The sequence below is a fragment of the Sphingomonas phoenicis genome (assembly GCF_047238005.1).
In the GTDB taxonomy this organism is placed as follows: domain Bacteria; phylum Pseudomonadota; class Alphaproteobacteria; order Sphingomonadales; family Sphingomonadaceae; genus Sphingomonas.
Map to the genome: position 1 here is coordinate 1,524,794 of NZ_JBDFMC010000002.1, position 15,040 is coordinate 1,539,833.

At 70.3% G+C, this 15,040-nt stretch carries 10 protein-coding genes; 5 read left to right on the forward strand and 5 right to left on the reverse strand.

The genetic code is table 11. The features are described from left to right. Positions 1 to 26: 26 nt before the first annotated feature. Both ABC319_RS08560 and ABC319_RS08565 read right to left on the reverse strand, forming a co-directional pair. Complete coding sequence (locus ABC319_RS08560) at positions 27 to 1,643, reverse strand: cation acetate symporter (RefSeq protein ID WP_413069813.1); 1,617 nt, start codon at positions 1,641 to 1,643, stop codon at positions 27 to 29. After that, positions 1,640 to 1,948 carry a DUF485 domain-containing protein gene (locus tag ABC319_RS08565; RefSeq protein ID WP_413069814.1) on the reverse strand — a complete coding sequence of 103 codons (309 nt, stop codon included), beginning with the start codon at positions 1,946 to 1,948 and terminating at the stop codon, positions 1,640 to 1,642. The genes ABC319_RS08560 and ABC319_RS08565 overlap by 4 nt, the downstream gene beginning before the upstream one ends. Before the next feature lie 134 nt (positions 1,949 to 2,082). Here ABC319_RS08565 and ABC319_RS08570 point away from each other — a divergent pair, with 134 nt between their 5' ends. Then, on the forward strand, positions 2,083 to 3,591 hold the full coding sequence (locus ABC319_RS08570) for a tryptophan halogenase family protein (RefSeq protein ID WP_413069815.1): 1,509 nt from the start codon (positions 2,083 to 2,085) through the stop codon (positions 3,589 to 3,591). Next, on the forward strand, positions 3,588 to 4,265 hold the full coding sequence (locus ABC319_RS08575) for a DUF6445 family protein (protein ID WP_413069816.1): 678 nt from the start codon (positions 3,588 to 3,590) through the stop codon (positions 4,263 to 4,265). The genes ABC319_RS08570 and ABC319_RS08575 overlap by 4 nt, the downstream gene beginning before the upstream one ends. Here ABC319_RS08575 and ABC319_RS08580 read toward each other — a convergent pair. Both ABC319_RS08580 and ABC319_RS08585 read right to left on the reverse strand, forming a co-directional pair. Continuing rightward, entirely contained in the window at positions 4,240 to 6,318 is a 2,079-nt protein-coding gene (locus tag ABC319_RS08580; protein WP_413069817.1) for a hypothetical protein, read from the reverse strand. The two genes, ABC319_RS08575 and ABC319_RS08580, sit on opposite strands and share 26 nt — an antisense overlap. A 43-nt stretch (positions 6,319 to 6,361) precedes the next feature. Beyond that, on the reverse strand, positions 6,362 to 8,968 hold the full coding sequence (locus ABC319_RS08585) for a TonB-dependent siderophore receptor (protein WP_413069818.1): 2,607 nt from the start codon (positions 8,966 to 8,968) through the stop codon (positions 6,362 to 6,364). Positions 8,969 to 9,109: 141 nt separating this feature from the next. Between ABC319_RS08585 and ABC319_RS08590 the strand changes: the two genes are divergently transcribed. Next, the gene (locus ABC319_RS08590) at positions 9,110 to 11,362 is read left to right on the forward strand and encodes a glycoside hydrolase family 3 N-terminal domain-containing protein (protein ID WP_413069819.1); all 2,253 of its coding nucleotides are present in this window, start codon (positions 9,110 to 9,112) and stop codon (positions 11,360 to 11,362) included. 101 nt (positions 11,363 to 11,463) lie between these two features. Further along, a complete protein-coding gene (locus tag ABC319_RS08595; protein ID WP_413069820.1) occupies positions 11,464 to 12,306 on the forward strand; it encodes a hydroxypyruvate isomerase family protein in 843 nt (280 codons plus the stop codon). 271 nt (positions 12,307 to 12,577) lie between these two features. Here ABC319_RS08595 and ABC319_RS08600 read toward each other — a convergent pair whose 3' ends face one another. Beyond that, positions 12,578 to 13,159: an META domain-containing protein gene (locus tag ABC319_RS08600; RefSeq protein ID WP_413069821.1), complete on the reverse strand. Its 582-nt coding sequence runs from the start codon at positions 13,157 to 13,159 to the stop codon at positions 12,578 to 12,580. A gap of 448 nt (positions 13,160 to 13,607) precedes the next feature. Between ABC319_RS08600 and ABC319_RS08605 the strand changes: the two genes are divergently transcribed. Then, positions 13,608 to 15,014 carry a carbohydrate porin gene (locus ABC319_RS08605; RefSeq protein WP_413069822.1) on the forward strand — a complete coding sequence of 469 codons (1,407 nt, stop codon included), beginning with the start codon at positions 13,608 to 13,610 and terminating at the stop codon, positions 15,012 to 15,014. The last annotated feature ends 26 nt before the right edge of the window (positions 15,015 to 15,040 follow it).

Here is a 15,040-nt window from a genome sequence, read left to right on the forward strand (position 1 = left end):
TCAGCGCAGGATCACGGCGCCCGGCATCAGTGCGATCCGGCCACCGACGCACCGATCCCCGTCTCGGAGCGCAGCCGCTGCGCCGCATAGCCGGCCCGGTCCAGCGCCGCGCGCGGTCCCCGGTCGAGCAGCGAGACCAGCCAGATCGTCGCGAACGCCGCCGGCATCGAGAAGATCGCCGGCGAGCTGAACGGATAGATCGCCGCCGCCTGACCGAACACGCCCACCCACACCGCCGGCGACAGGATCGTCAGCACCAGCGCCGTCGACAGTCCGACCGCCGCACCGGCGACCACCCCGCGCGTCGTGCACCCGCTCCACAGCAGCGACATCACCAGCACCGGGAAATTGGCCGACGCCGCCAGCGCGAACGCCAGGCTGACCATGAACGCCACGTTCTGCTTCTCGAACACGATGCCCAGCATGATCGCGATCGCCGCCAGTACCAGCACGGTGATCCGCGACACGCGCAGTTCCGCCGCCTGATCGGCGCGGCCGTGGTGGACGACGCTGGCGAACAGGTCGTGGCTGACCGCGGACGCGCCCGACAGGGTCAGCCCCGCCACCACCGCCAGGATCGTGGCGAACGCCACGGCCGACACGAACCCCAGGAACAGGTCCCCGCCGACGGCGTGCGACAGGTGCATCGCTGCCATGTTCGCGCCCCCGATCAGGCCGCCGGCCGCATCCAGATAGGCGGGGTTGGTGCCGACCAGCACGATCGCGCCGAACCCGATGACGAACGTCAGGAGATAGAAATACGCGATCCACCCCGTCGCCCACAGCACCGACGTGCGCGCCGCCTTCGCGTCCGGCACGGTGAAGAAACGCATCAGGATGTGCGGCAGCCCGGCCGTCCCGAACATCAGCGCCAGGCCCAGCGAGATGGCGGACACCGGATCCTTGATGAACCCGCCCGGCCCCATGATCGCACGCCCCGCCGCCGCGGCCGTCCCCGGATCGGCCCCGCGCGCGGCGGCGATGTCGGTCTTCACCGCCACCGCGCGGGCGAACAGCGCCTCCATCGAGAAGCCGAAGCTCCACAGCACGAACCCGGCGATGAACGTCGCCGCCCCCAGCAGCAGGACCGCCTTCACGATCTGCACCCAGGTCGTCGCCAGCATCCCGCCGAACAGCACGTACAGCGTCATCATCACGCCCACGATCCCGACCGCCACCGGATAGGGCAGGCCGAACAGCAGCCGGATCAGCTGCCCCGCCCCCACCATCTGCGCGATCAGGTAGAAGATGACCACCAGCAGCGTCGACGTCGCCGCGACGACTCGCACCGGCGTCTGTGCGAACCGGAACGAGGCCACGTCGGCGAAGGTGTACCGGCCCAGGTTGCGCAGCCGCTCCGCCATCAGGAACAACAGGATCGGCCAGCCGACCAGGAACCCCACCGAATAGATCAGACCGTCATACCCGTCGGCATAGATCTGCGCGGAGATGCCCAGGAACGAGGCCGCCGACATATAGTCGCCGGCGATCGCCAGCCCGTTCTGGAACCCGCTGATCCCGCCGCCGGCGGCATAGAAGTCGGTCGTCGACACCGTCCGCCGCGCCGCCCAGCGGGTGATGCCCAGCGTCAGCACCACGAACGCGGCGAACATCGCGATGGCGGGCCAGCCCACGCCGTTCACAGGCCGTACTCCCGCAGCAGCACCGCCATCTCGTGGTCGTAGACCCGGTTCGCCTGCCGCACGTACAGTCCGGTCTGCACGATCGCGACGACGATGACGCCCAGCCCCACCGGCATCCCGATCGACGTCGCACCGCCCGCCAGCGGCTGCGCCAGCCAGGTCTTGGCGAACGCGACCAGCAGGATGAAGCAGAAATACACCGCCACCATGATGCCGGCCAGCGTCCAGCCCAGCATGGATCGCCGCCGCACCAGCGCCCGGTACCTCGGATCTGCCGCCAGTCCGTCCAGCGCCGCCTGCGTCATCCTCTGTCCTCCCCCGCCGCTCCCGACCCCCGCGTCCCCGGCCGGCCGCACCGTAGGAGCAGTACAGGGCGCGGCCCAGCAGTTTCGTCGCGCGAAGGCGATGCAATCCGCGCGGCCGTCGCCTATCATGCGGCATGGATCAGCAGGATCGGGTGCGCCGCGTCGTCGTTCTGGGCGGAGGAACCGCGGGCTGGATGACCGCGGCGGCGCTGTCGCGCAGCTTCGGCGCCGCCGTGTCGATCACGCTGCTGGAATCCGAGGAGATCGGCACCGTCGGCGTCGGCGAGGCGACGATCCCGACGATCCACTGGTTCAACGATCTGATCGGGCTGGACGAGGCGGCGTTCCTCTGCGCGACGAAGGCCACGTTCAAGCTGGGGATCGAGTTCGTCGGCTGGACCGCGCCCGGTCACCGCTACTTCCACCCCTTCGGCCAGTACGGCGCGACGGTCCCCGGCGTCGCCTTCCATCACCGCTGGCTGAAGGCGCAGGCGGAGGGGCTCGACCTGCCCCTGTCGGCGCTGTCGCTGGCCACCGCGCTCGCCGGCCAGGGGCGCTTCGCCAAACCGAGCGGCGACGCACGCTCGATCCTGTCGACGCTCGGCTACGCCTATCACTTCGACGCCGGCCTCTATGCGGCCTACTTGCGCGGCCTGGCCGAGGCGCAGGGCGTCCGGCGGGTCGAGGGGAAGCTGCGCACGGTGGAACACGATGCCGCCACCGGCTTCGTCACCGCGCTGGTCACCGAGCGGGGGGAGCAGCTGGCCGGCGACCTGTTCATCGACTGCTCGGGCTTCCGCGCGCTCCTGATCGACGGTGCGATGGGCGTCCCGTTCGAGGACTGGTCGCACTGGCTGCCCTGCGACCGCGCCGTCGCCGTGCCCTGCGCCCGCACCGCCGCCACTACTCCCTATACCCGCTCCACCGCCCGCGCCGCCGGCTGGCAGTGGCGCATCCCCCTCCAGCACCGCACCGGCAACGGCTATGTCTACGCCGCCGCGCATTGCAGCGACGACGAGGCGACAGCGACGCTGCTCGCGCATCTGGACGGAGAGGCGCTGGCCGAACCGCGCACGCTGCGCTTCACGGCGGGCACCCGCCGGCGGCCTTGGACGCGCAACGTCGTGGCGATCGGCCTGTCCTCGGGCTTTCTCGAGCCGCTGGAATCGACCAGCATCCACCTGATCCAGAGCGGTATCGCGAAACTGCTGGCCCTGTTCCCCGACCGGCACTGCGACCCCGCGCTGGCCGGGCGGTTCAACCGGCTGTTCTGCCGCGACATGGACGGGATCAAGGATTTCCTGATCCTGCATTACCATGCGACCAGCGGCCGGCCGGAACCACTCTGGCGCCATTGCCGGACGATGCCGCTGCCCGATACGCTGGTCGCGCGCGAGGAACAGTATCGTCGCTCGGGCCGGCTGATCCTCGATCCGGAGGAGCTGTTCCGCGAAGCGAGCTGGCTCGCCGTCCTGAACGGGCAGGGCATCACGGCGAACGGCTACAACCCGCTCGCCGATGCCCTCGATGCGGCCACCGTCCACGCGCAGGTGCGCCAGTTCGCCGACGTCGTCGCGCGCGCGGTCCCCACCCTGCCCGATCACGACGCCGCGCTGGCCGCGATCGTCGGGGCGGCGGCATGATCCGCGCGTCGATCGCCGCCCGCCGGATCGGCGCGGAGGGTCAGCCGATCGCGATCGTCGACGGCTTCCACCCCGATCCGGACGCCCTGCGCGCCCACGCCGCCGGCAGCGCGTTTGAGGCCGGGCTGAACCACTATCCCGGCATCCGCGCCGCCCTGCCCGACGACTATTTCGCGCAGGTCAGGCCGGCGCTCACCGCCAGCCTGGCGGGCGTCTTCGACCATGCGGGCGGCATCGCGCTGATCGATGCCAGCTACTCGATCGTCACCACCCCGCCCGACCGGCTGTCGGTGCCCCAGCGCCTGCCGCATATGGATGCCGTCGACATGGGCCGGATCGCGCTGGTCCATTACCTCAGCCCCGACGATCCCGACGGCACCGCCTTCTACCGGCATCGATCGACCGGGTTCGAGACGATCGATCAGGGCCGCGCGCCCATCTATCTCGGCCAGCTGAATGCCGAGCTGCGCCATGGCGGCGAGCCGGATCGCGCCTATGTCGCCGCCTCCACCCCGCTGTTCGAACGGATCGCCCATGTCGAGGCACGCTACAACCGCGCCGTCCTCTATCGCAGCGCGCTGCTCCACAGCGGCGCCGTCGCCGCCGACGCGATCCTCAGCGACGATCCGGCGACCGGCCGGCTGACCGTCACCGCTTTCCTGTCGCTGGCGTAGCGCGCCGGGGCGGCTGCACGGCGAGGTAGACGGTGCTCCACAACTGGGCGGCGTTCGATTCGTCGACGTCCTGCTTGCCCGCCCCGAACGCGACCACCCTGTACCGGCCGCCCTCGAACGCCCACGACCACAGCTCCGAACTCTGCGTCGCGCGGGTCGCCTGTATCGCCCGCCACAACCGGTCCTGTGCCCCGGTCAGGATCGCGCGGGTCGACGCCGGCAGGTCGCGTCGGGACAGCTGCCGCTCCAGCCCGGCGGCGAACAGCGCCTGTTGCCACGACCACACGACCGCGCCGTGGTACGCGGCGGGCGTGAACCGGCCCTGCGTCGCCGCGTCCGCCTGCGCCGCGTTGGCGACCAGCAGGCCGATGTCGGTCATCAACCCCGCCGGGAACGGCCGCATCGCGGCGGTGACATAGGTCTCCAGGTCGCTGGCCGGCGGGTTCGCGAACATCAGGGCGAACCCCTCGTCCGAATTGACGATCGGCACCGCGCGCCCGCGCTCGTCCAGCGCGATCGCGTGGAAGACCAGCGGCGATGTGCCGAGCGACCCGATCGCCGGTGCATCGGGGATGCCGAGTGTCCGGGCATAGGCGCGGACCTTCGGCATCGCCTCGCTCGCGGGGATGGCGACGCGGAACAGCCCCGGCGCCCGCTCGCGCCACGATCGCGCCATCGCTTCCGCCCCGGCCAGTGCCGTCCGGTCATCGGCCTTCAGATAGGGGTCGAGCAATCCCGCCCGCATCATCCGCGCCGCCGCCTCAAGTGCGGCCGGCACGAACACCGCATTGACGTCGTATGCGTATTTGCCGCGTCCCAGCCCTTCCTCGCTGTCGCGCCACTGGCCGGTCATCCGCCCCGGCTTCAGCGCGATCAGCCGGTCGACCGCTGGCGTCCGGGCGAACGGCACGGCGTGCGCGATCACGAACCGCAGGTTGCGGACCAGCGCCGCCCCGGCCGTCTCGACCCGGCCGGGCACACCCTCGCTGGTCATCGACCCGGCCAGGAACCGTGCCGCGCCGGGCTTGTCCGCATGGTCCAGCAGATACGCGGCGGCGACCGGCGCCAGCATGTAATCGTCGTCGATCATCGCGTAATCCAGCACGGCGGCGTCGCCGCTCCCGCCATGCTGGCGCCGGTCGACGACCGCAAACTCGCCGATCCCCTCCTCGTGCGCGACGTCGCCGTCGCGATCCAGCCGCGCCAGCACCGATCCCAGCCCCGCCTCGATCGCCTGCGGCCGCAGCGCGGGCATCAGCAGCCGCAGCGACATCAACGTGTCCCGCCCGAAATAGGTCTGGAACCGCCACGATCCCGCCAGGAACTTCTCGCGATAGCTCAGGAAGCGCAGCGCGTTGCGCGCACCCGGATCGGCCGCCGCCTTGTCGTTCAGCAGCTCCGACGGCGCCAGCCCGGTCAGCGGCGTCTCGCCGCTCGATGCGGTGATCTCCAGCCGGATCGGCCGGCCGCCGTCGGCGACGATGCCACCGTCCCGGATGCGCCCGTTCAGCACACGGACCTGCAACAGGTAACCGGGCGCCCCGTCCAGCCGCGCCCGGCTCCAGCGGATCGTGTCGCTGCCGATCACCGGATCGACCGCGACCTCCGGGGGAAAGCGCCCGACCGATTGATAGTCGCGCAGGAAACGGACGCTGGACAGCACCGCCTGCCTGATGCGCAGCCCGGGGGCGGCGATGCTGGCGATGCCGACGATCGCCGGCTGCGGTCCCTTCGCGCCGTCCACCGTGGCGGGACGCGGCGGCTGTTCCAGCGTCCAGGTGGCGGGGCGGGCCAGCGGCTCGAACCACAGGCCGACACCGCTGTTGCCGGCGGGGAACGCCACCAGGATGCGCGGGTCGGTGCCATTGCGCAGCAGCAGGTGCGCCGCCACCCGCCCGTCGCGGACGAACGCGTTCAGGTTCTGCCCCTCGGTCACCTGATAGGCGAGTTCCGGCGCGGCGCGGCCCTGCTGCGCATCGGCGATGCCCATGCCCGCCAGTCCGATCGCCGCCGCCATCGCGCCGCCCGGCAGCAGCCGTGCCATGCCCGTCATCTCAACCCTTCCCTCGACACGCAGGGCGGCGCCCCGTTTCCCGCTAGAACCGGAACGTCAGCGATCCGCCATAGGTCGGGCCGACGATGCCGCGCGCATAGAAGAACCCGTCGGTCACCGCCTGCGTCTGTCCCTGCCGCGGATTGCCCTCGGTCAGGCCGACGACGTTGAAGATGTTCTCCGCGTTCAGGCTCAGCTGCAACTGCTGCGTCAGGTTCAGGTTCACGCCGACGCTGGTCACGCCGTAGCTGGGCAGCGCCACGCCGTTGCCCGCATCGGCATAGATCCGGCCGACATATTTGTACCGGCCATAGATGTCGCCCAGCCCGTTCGGCAGCTGGATCGCCGGGGTGACCGTCCACAGCCGCGCCGGCGTCCGCTCGGGCCGGTTGCCCTCGTACGTGGTCTGCGCGACCCCGTCGATCTCCAGGTTCTCCAGCTTCGGATCCTGGAACACGCCCTGGAAATCAACCGAGAACCAGCGGACCGGCCGGACCGCCACGTCGACCTCGATGCCCTTGGTGCGCAGGTCGGCGTTGATGTTCTGCTGCTGGGTCGGGTTCTCCGGATTGGCGAAGTTGTAGTTCTGGTTGTCGAAATTGGTGCGGAACACCGTCACCGATCCGCTGAACAGCCGCCCGTACTGGTACCGGACACCGGCCTCGTACAGCTTGATCGTGGTGATGGGATCGACGTTGTTGGTCTGGAACCCGTCGGCGTAGCGGCCATAGATCGACAGGTTGGGGGTGAACAGGAAATTGGCGCCCACCGTCCAGGCGATCTTGTCCTGCTTCAGGTCGCGGCGGGCATATTGCCCGGCGAAGGTCGATCCCACCGTCGGCACGATCCCGCCCTGTCCCACCGGCACCAGCTGCTGGAACGTCGCCGGATTGGCGCTGACCTGCACGATCCGGCGCGCCGGGTCGCTGGCGGCGGCGTCCAGCCCGTCCAGCGCGGTCGCGTCGTCCTGCTCCCAGCGGATGCCGCCGTCGATGCGCAGGTGATCGCCGAACGCGATCTCGTCATTGGCGTACAGCGACACCGTCTCGTCCTTGCGGACGCGGATGCCGTTGCCCCAGTCGCCATACGACACCAGCCCGTTGTCGGTCAGCGACCCGATGACGTTGTTGCTCGCGCCCAGTGCGACGATGTCATAGATGTCGCTGTTGTTCTTCACGTCGTTGACGACGCTGGCGGTCGCCGACTGGTCCTGGCTGCGCTTGACGTTGTAGTACATGCCGCCGACCGTCAGCGAGTTCTTCACCGCCCCGCTCTCGAATTCCCAGCGGCCGCCGACGTTCACGCCCAGGTCGCGCGCGTCGACCAGATCGTGGTTCAGCGTCGTGCGCTGCAGGAACCCGTTGCCGTTCAGCGCCGCCAGCTCCGCGGTCTGGTTCGCCCCGATCACCGTGCCGGTGCGGATGTTGCGGATGCCGAACCGGGTCGCGGTCGGGAACACCGCCTGCCCGGCGGTCAGCAGCCCCGCGATCGGCGAGTTGGCGCCTGGCGTCAGGTACGTCGCCGCGCTGGCCAGCCCGGCATTGCCCGTGCCCGATCCGGGGAACAGCCCGTTGAAGTCGTACTTGTAATCGATGTAGCGCGACTTCGCGAACAGGCTGATCGTGTCCGACACCGGCACGTCCACGTCGATCCGCCCTTGCGTGTAGACCGACCGGATGCCGTCGCGGTAGCGGAAGGTGCGATAGCCGTTGGGCTGGAGATAGGTCGACACCGGCACCCGGATCGCCGAGAACGCGTCGCCGCCGATATTGTCGCGCTGGATGTTGAAGCCGCTGATGCTGTCCGGCTCGCCGTCGTTGAAGCGGTACGGCGATGACGCATAATACGCCGTCTCGATATCGCCCCGCCGGCCCGACACGCGCACCGACCCGCCGTTCGGAAAGCGGTATTCCAGCGATCCCTTGATCCGGTAACCGGCGTAATCGAACGGGTTCTTGCGCACGCCCGGGCTGCTCTGGACATAGCCGCCGAAATTGAACGCCAGGTTCTCGGCCAGCGGTGCCGAGTAATAGAAGTCGGCCCGCTTCTGCCCGAAACTATATCCGGTCAGCCGCACCGCACCCTCGAACTCCTTGAAGTTCGGCCGCTTGGAGATGAAGTTGATCGTCGCGCCGGCGCCGTTCACGGTCAGCACGCCCGACGATCCGCCCTTCACCGCCTCCAGCCGGTCGATGGTCAGGTCCTGCTGGAAGAAGAAGTCGGCACCGCCGCCGCCGTACAGGATCGGCATGCCGTCCTCTTCCAGCTGCACGAACCGCTGCCCGCCGCCCTGAAGCCCACGGACCGAGTAGTTGTTCGACGCCTCGCCCGCGGTCGCCTCGACGAAGATGCCGGGCACCAGCTCCAGCATGTCGGCGGTCGATCGCGGCGCACGCCGGTCGATATCCTCGCGCGTGGCATAGGTGATGTCGGCCGACGAGGTGATCAGCGGGCGATCGCGCGTGGTCTGGCCGGTGACGACGATGTCCTGCAGGTCGTCGGCGCTCTCGCCGGCAGGGGCGGCGTCGGGCGTCGCGGCCTGCGTCGTCGGCTGGTCGCCGGGCACCGTCTGCGCGAAAGCGGTCGCCGGCAGCAGCGCCGCACCGGCCAGCAGCGCGGCACGCACACCGCAGCGGTTCATGGTCGACATGCCGTCTCTTCCTCTCCGATTTTTGCTGCCGTTCGCCGACGGCTGCTAATTGGCTAGACCTGCCCCAGAACGACTGCAACACACCGTCTGCAAACGGTTTCACATCCTCTGTTAACTGTGGCGGCGGAGCAACAAGGTACAATGGTACGAATCTACCAACGTCGCGAAGTGCTAAGGGGCGCTGCCCTGGCCGTGATCGCCTCGACCGTCGCCGGCGCCGCCGACGCCGCTCCTTCCGCCCGCATCGCCGCCCTGCTGGCGCGGATGACGCTGGCGGAGAAGGTGGGGCAGCTCAGTTGCTTCAACGACGAGATCCGCCCCGTCGGCGCGGTGTTCAACCCCGTCGTCGATCCGCGCGGCCGCACCGCGATGCTGGCCGACATCCGCGCCGGGCGCATCGGCATGCTCTTCAACGGTTACGGCGTCGCCGGCGGCCGCCTTGCGCAGGAGGCGGCGCTCGCCAGCCGGCTGGCCATCCCGCTGGTCTTCGCCGCCGACGTCATCCACGGCTGCCGCACGATCTTCCCCATCCCCCTCGCCGAGGCCGCCGCCTTCGACCCCGCCCTGTCGGAACGCGCGGCCCGCGCCGTCGCGCGCGAGACCAGCGCGGGTGGCATCCACTGGACCTTCGCCCCCGTCGTCGACGTCGCCCGCGACCAGCGCTGGGGCCGCGTGGCCGAGGGGGCGGGCGAGGATGTGCTGCTGAACCGCCTGCTCGCCGCCGCGCGCGTCCGCGGGTTCCAGGGGGACGACCTGCGCCGCGCGGACGCCCTGCTGGCGACGCCCAAGCACTTCGCCGGTTACGCCGCGGTGCGCGGCGGCATGGAATATGCCGCGGTGGACATGAGCGAGGCGGAACTGCGCGAGACGTTCCTGCCGCCGTTCGCCGCGGCCTTCGCGGCGGGTGCCGGCGCGACGATCGCCTCGTTCACCGATTTCGGCGGCGTGCCGGTCACCGCCAACCGCCATCTGTTAACCGACATGCTGCGCGGCGAGCTGGGCTTCGCCGGCGTCTGCGTCTCCGACTATGATGCCGATCGCGAGCTGATCCCCCACGGCGTCGCCGCGGACGAGGCGGATGCGGCACGGCTCGCCATCCTCGCCGGGATCGACATGTCGATGCAGAGCGGCCTCTACCTGCGCCACCTGCCTGCCCTGGTCGATGGCGGGCAGGTGCCCGTCGCCGCGGTCGATCGCGCCGTGCTGCGGGTCCTGGCGCTGAAGGAAGCGCTCGGCCTGTTCGACGATCCGTTCCGCTCGCTCGACCCTCGGATCGAGAAGCGCGCGACCGCGTCGGCGGCGATCCGCGCCACCGCACGCGAAGTGGCGACCCGCTCGATCGTCCTGCTGCGCAACGAGGGGGACTTGCTGCCCCTGCCCCGGTCCGGCCGGCGCCTCGCGCTGATCGGCCCGTTCGGTACGGATCGCAGCCAGCTGAACGGGCCATGGTCGTTCGCTGGCGATCCGCACACCGGGATCGATCTCGCCACCGGGCTGCGCGCCGCCCTGGCCGATCCCGCGCTGCTGGCGGTCGAGCCGGGCAGCGGCATCACCGATCCGCTGCCCGGCGGGATCGATCGCGCGGTCGCCGCCGCCCGCGCCGCCGACATCGTCCTCCTCGCCATCGGCGAGGGCGCCGACATGTCGGGAGAGGGCAACAGCCGCGTCGCCATCACCGTCCCTCCCGCGCAACAGGCGCTGGCGGAGGCGGTCGCGGCGACGGGGACGCCGGTCGTCGTCATCCTCCGCCACGGCCGCGCCCTCGCGCTGGAGGGGGCGGTGGGCGCCGCGCCGGCGCTGCTGGCGACGTGGTTCCTGGGCGAACAGACCGGCCATGCCGTCGCCGACATCCTGTTCGGCCGGGTGGAGCCGACCGGGCGGCTGCCGGTCAGCTTCCCCTTCGCCACCGGGCAACAGCCATGGTCCTACGACCACCGCGCCACCGGCCGTCCCGCGCCGGACGCCGATCCGCTGGCACCGGGGCGCAGCCACTGGCGCGACGCCCCCGATCGCGCGCTCTACCCGTTCGGCTCGGGGATCGGCTACACCCGCTTCGCGCTGTCGGACCTGATCGTGCCCGCCACCGTCGCGGCCGGTGCCGCGGTGCCGGTCACCGTCACCGTGCGCAACGTCGGCGCCCGCACCGGCACCGCGTTCGTCCGCCTCGACCTGCACGACCGGGTCGCCAGCCGCACCCGCCCGGTCCGCCAGATGAAGGCGTTCGCGCGGGTCCCGCTGGCGCCGGGCCGATCCTCGACGGTCAGGCTGACGATCGACCATGCCGATCTGGCGCTCGTCGCCGCCGACGGCCGCTGGCGGATCGAACCGGGGCAGTTCGACGTCGCCGTTTCCGCCGGCGACGACGCCGTGCTCACCGGATCCTTCGCCGTGTGACGCCTGACGGCACCGCCCGCTCGGTCGCCCGCCGGCGACGTGCAGGGGGCGACGTGCAGGGAACGCCTTGCTCAACCCGACGGCGGCGGTACGGTGGCGGCATGTTCACCCGGCGACAGCTCATCGGCACCTCCCTCTCTCTCGCGGCCTGCAGCGCGTTGCCCTCTGCGGCGATGGCGGCGGGCCGGCTCAGGCAGTCCGCGTCGCGCTGGTGCTACGAGAAGATCCCGCTCGACGATCTCTGCGCCTTTGCCGCGCGGATCGGCATGCAGGGCATCGATCTGCTGAACCCGGTCGATTACGACGTGCCCCGCCGCCACGGCCTCGTCTGCACGATGGGCTACGCCGCCGGCGACACGATGACGATCGCCAACGGCCTGAACCGGCGGGAAAATCACGCTGCGATCGAGCAGGCGTTCCGCACCGGCATTCCCCGCGCGGCGAAATCGGGCGTGCCGAACGTCATCGCCTTTTCGGGCAACCGCCGCGGCCTGTCCGACGAACAGGGCGCCGCCAATACCGTCGCTGGCCTCAACCGGGTCAAGCGGATCGCCGAGGACAACGGCGTCACCATCTGCGTCGAACTGCTCAACAGCCGGCGCGACCATCCCGACTATATGGCCGATCACAGCGCCTGGGGCGTGCGGGTGATGAAGGAAGTCGATTCGCCGCGGGTGAAGCTGCTCTACGACATCTACCATATGCAGATCATGGAGGGCGACCTGATCGATACGATCAGGAAGGACATGCCCTGGATCGGCCATTTCCACACCGGCGGCGTGCCCGGCCGCAACGATCTCGACGAGACGCAGGAGGTCAACTGGCACGCCGTCGCCGCGGCGATCGCCGACAGCGGGTTCAAGGGCTATTTCGCGCACGAATTCGTGCCGAAGGGCGATCCGTTGCCGGCGCTGGAAAGGGCGGTCCGCACCTGCACCGTCTGACCGGTATGTGACGGGGGGACGCCGGCCATCGATCGGGGCTCGATCCACCCGGTCCGGCACACCACCGCGTCGCCAGCCCGGCGAGAGCGTGCCCCGCTTTCCCAACCGGCACATCGGTGCCAGCGGCTAGATTGGATTTCGATCAGGTCTGGTCGACAGCATCGTCACCCCGGACTTGATCCGGGGTCCCGCTTGTCCCGCGTCCAGCGCGATCCCGGATCAAGTCCGGGATGACGACTGTATAAAGCTGATCGACAGCGACCCCAGGCGCCTACCGCCTTCGGCAATCGAGATTTCGCCGTACCGGATCGTCGTCCGTTCCGGCAGTCGCGGCAGCGGCGGGGCATTCGGGTTGCCGACGATCCCACACGTTCCCGGCATCCGCCAGACGCGCGACGCTGCCGTCCGCGAACTGGATGGTCAGTGTCCGATCCGTCATCCACCAGCGTTGCGCGGTCTCCATCAGCGTCCAGAACGTCGCACCCCGTGCACCTGTCGCATCGTCGAGGCAGCCTGCTGCCGTCATGATCGTCGGCTTGGTCCGGTCGTGAGCGAAATGGCCCTGCCGCCTCGGCATATCCTCATACCAGGTGATCGCATGGCTGCTGATCGAGTTGCAGTGGATCTCGCCCGCGACGCTATGGTCGACCACGAATTCGAAGATCGCCGCCTCCGGCTCGTGCCGCGGCACGACACGATCCTGCAGGCGCCGCAACACCCAGCTCCGCTGGGTCAGCGGGTCGCGTCCGGGCTCGCCACCCCTGAAGACTTCGGCCGGACATCCACCCAGCAGGACGCCGCACATCACCGGCAACAACCAGCATCGCAGATGGCGCGCCACCGCGTCGATCATCGCTGCTCCACCCTCCGCATTGCAATGCCGGGTCCCCGGCACCGATGGCAATGCTACTCTCCCCGCAAACGCTCGCCTATCCGTACATCCACGCAGTGGCTTCGTTGATCCCGGTGCCTGTCCTACACCGGCCCCGTCGCGGTATGACGGGCACATGCTCCGCGACCGCCACCATCCCGGCCGACCCGATGTTTCGACAGTGATGCTGTCGCAGTGGGCGGACATGGTCGCGCGTGCCGCCGCGGCGTGCGCAATCGTTGCGGAACAACGGCTTGCCGCCCGCTGGCCGGTGCGCGGCGTCGCCCGGCGGCCTCACGCCCGATCGCTCGCAACCCGCAACTTCCTCAACATTCGCGCCGCCCGGTCCCTCCTGCCGCCGGAACCCGAACGGTTCGCCAGCGTAATGACGCGAGCAGGGACGGGCGATCGGGGGCCCGGGGGAGGGACCGTGTCCGTACTACCATGGCTGGCCGCAGCGGCGGCGATGCTCGCGGCACCGGCCGTCGCGCAACAGCAGACGCCGACGCCGGGCCAGGCCTCGCCCGCCGATCCGCAGGGCGACACGCAGAGCCAGCCCGCGACCGGCGCCGGCGACGCGCCCGCGCCGGAGGAGCCGAACCCGTCGGCGCTCACCGCCGACACGCGTCGCCCGCCGCCCCCGGGTCTGATCGGCGACTGGCTGGCGATCCGTACCCGTCTGGCGAAGCGGGGGATCGGCCTGACCGCGCGCTACGCCTCCGAAAGCGCCTACAACTTCACCGGCGGCGACCGGCAGCTGTTCCGCGAGACCGGGCAGCTCGATGCCGGCGTGCTCCTCGATCTCGACAAGGTCATCGGGCTGAAGGGCGGCGCCTTCCAGGGCACCCTCACCTTCCGCCGCGGCCGCGACCTGACCACCGACGCCGGGCTCGGCGTCCTCCAGCAGGTGCAGGAGGTCTATGGCCGCGGCCAGACGCTGCGCGTTACCCAGCTCTGGTACGAACAGGTGCTGGCGGAAAAGCTGGAGGTGAAGCTGGGGCTGACCAACCCCGGCGAGGACTTCGCCGCCTTCTCGTGCCAGTTCATGAACCTCAGCTTCTGCGGGTCGCCGCCGGGCAACCTCGCCGGCGACTATTGGTACAACTGGCCGGTCAGCCAGCTGGGCGCGCGGTTGCGGGTCGCGATCGACGACACGCACTACGTCACCGGCGCGGTCTACCAGATCAACCCGCGCAACCTGCGCGACCGCTTCTTCGTCGCCCATGTCGACGGCGGCACCGGCGTGCTGGTGCCCGTCGAGGCGGGATGGACGCGCAAGGACGCTGCGGGCCGTGTCGGCACCTACAAGGCCGGCGGCTGGATCGGCACCGCCGACGGTGACGACGTGTTCCTCGACGTGAACCGCCGGCCCGCGGCGGTGACCGGACTGGCGCCGCTCCGCCGGTCGTCGCGCTACGGCGTCTACGTCAACGTCGAACAGCAGTTGACCGGGCGCAGCCGCGACGGCGCGGCGGTCAGCGGGCTGTCCGTTTTCGCCAACGTGACCCAGACCGATCGCCGCACCAGCGTCACCGACAACCAGATCGCCGTCGGCCTGTTCTATCGCGGTCTCTATCCCCGGTTGCGCGGCGAGGTGCTGGGGATCGCCCTTGCCCGCACCAACGTCAACGGCCGCGTCGCCCGCGCCCAGCGGCTGGACCCGGCCGGACCGCCCGTGCAAGGCTCGGCGGAATATGCAGCCGAGGTCTATTACTCGATCCAGCCGCTGGAGGGGCTGGAGCTGCGCCCCAACATCCAGTGGATCCACCAGCCCGGCGGCGTCCGCGGCGCCGACGATGTCGGGGTCGTCGGGCTGAAGGCGGCGGTGACGCTGTAGCCGGGTTCAGTCGTGGTTCAACGCGG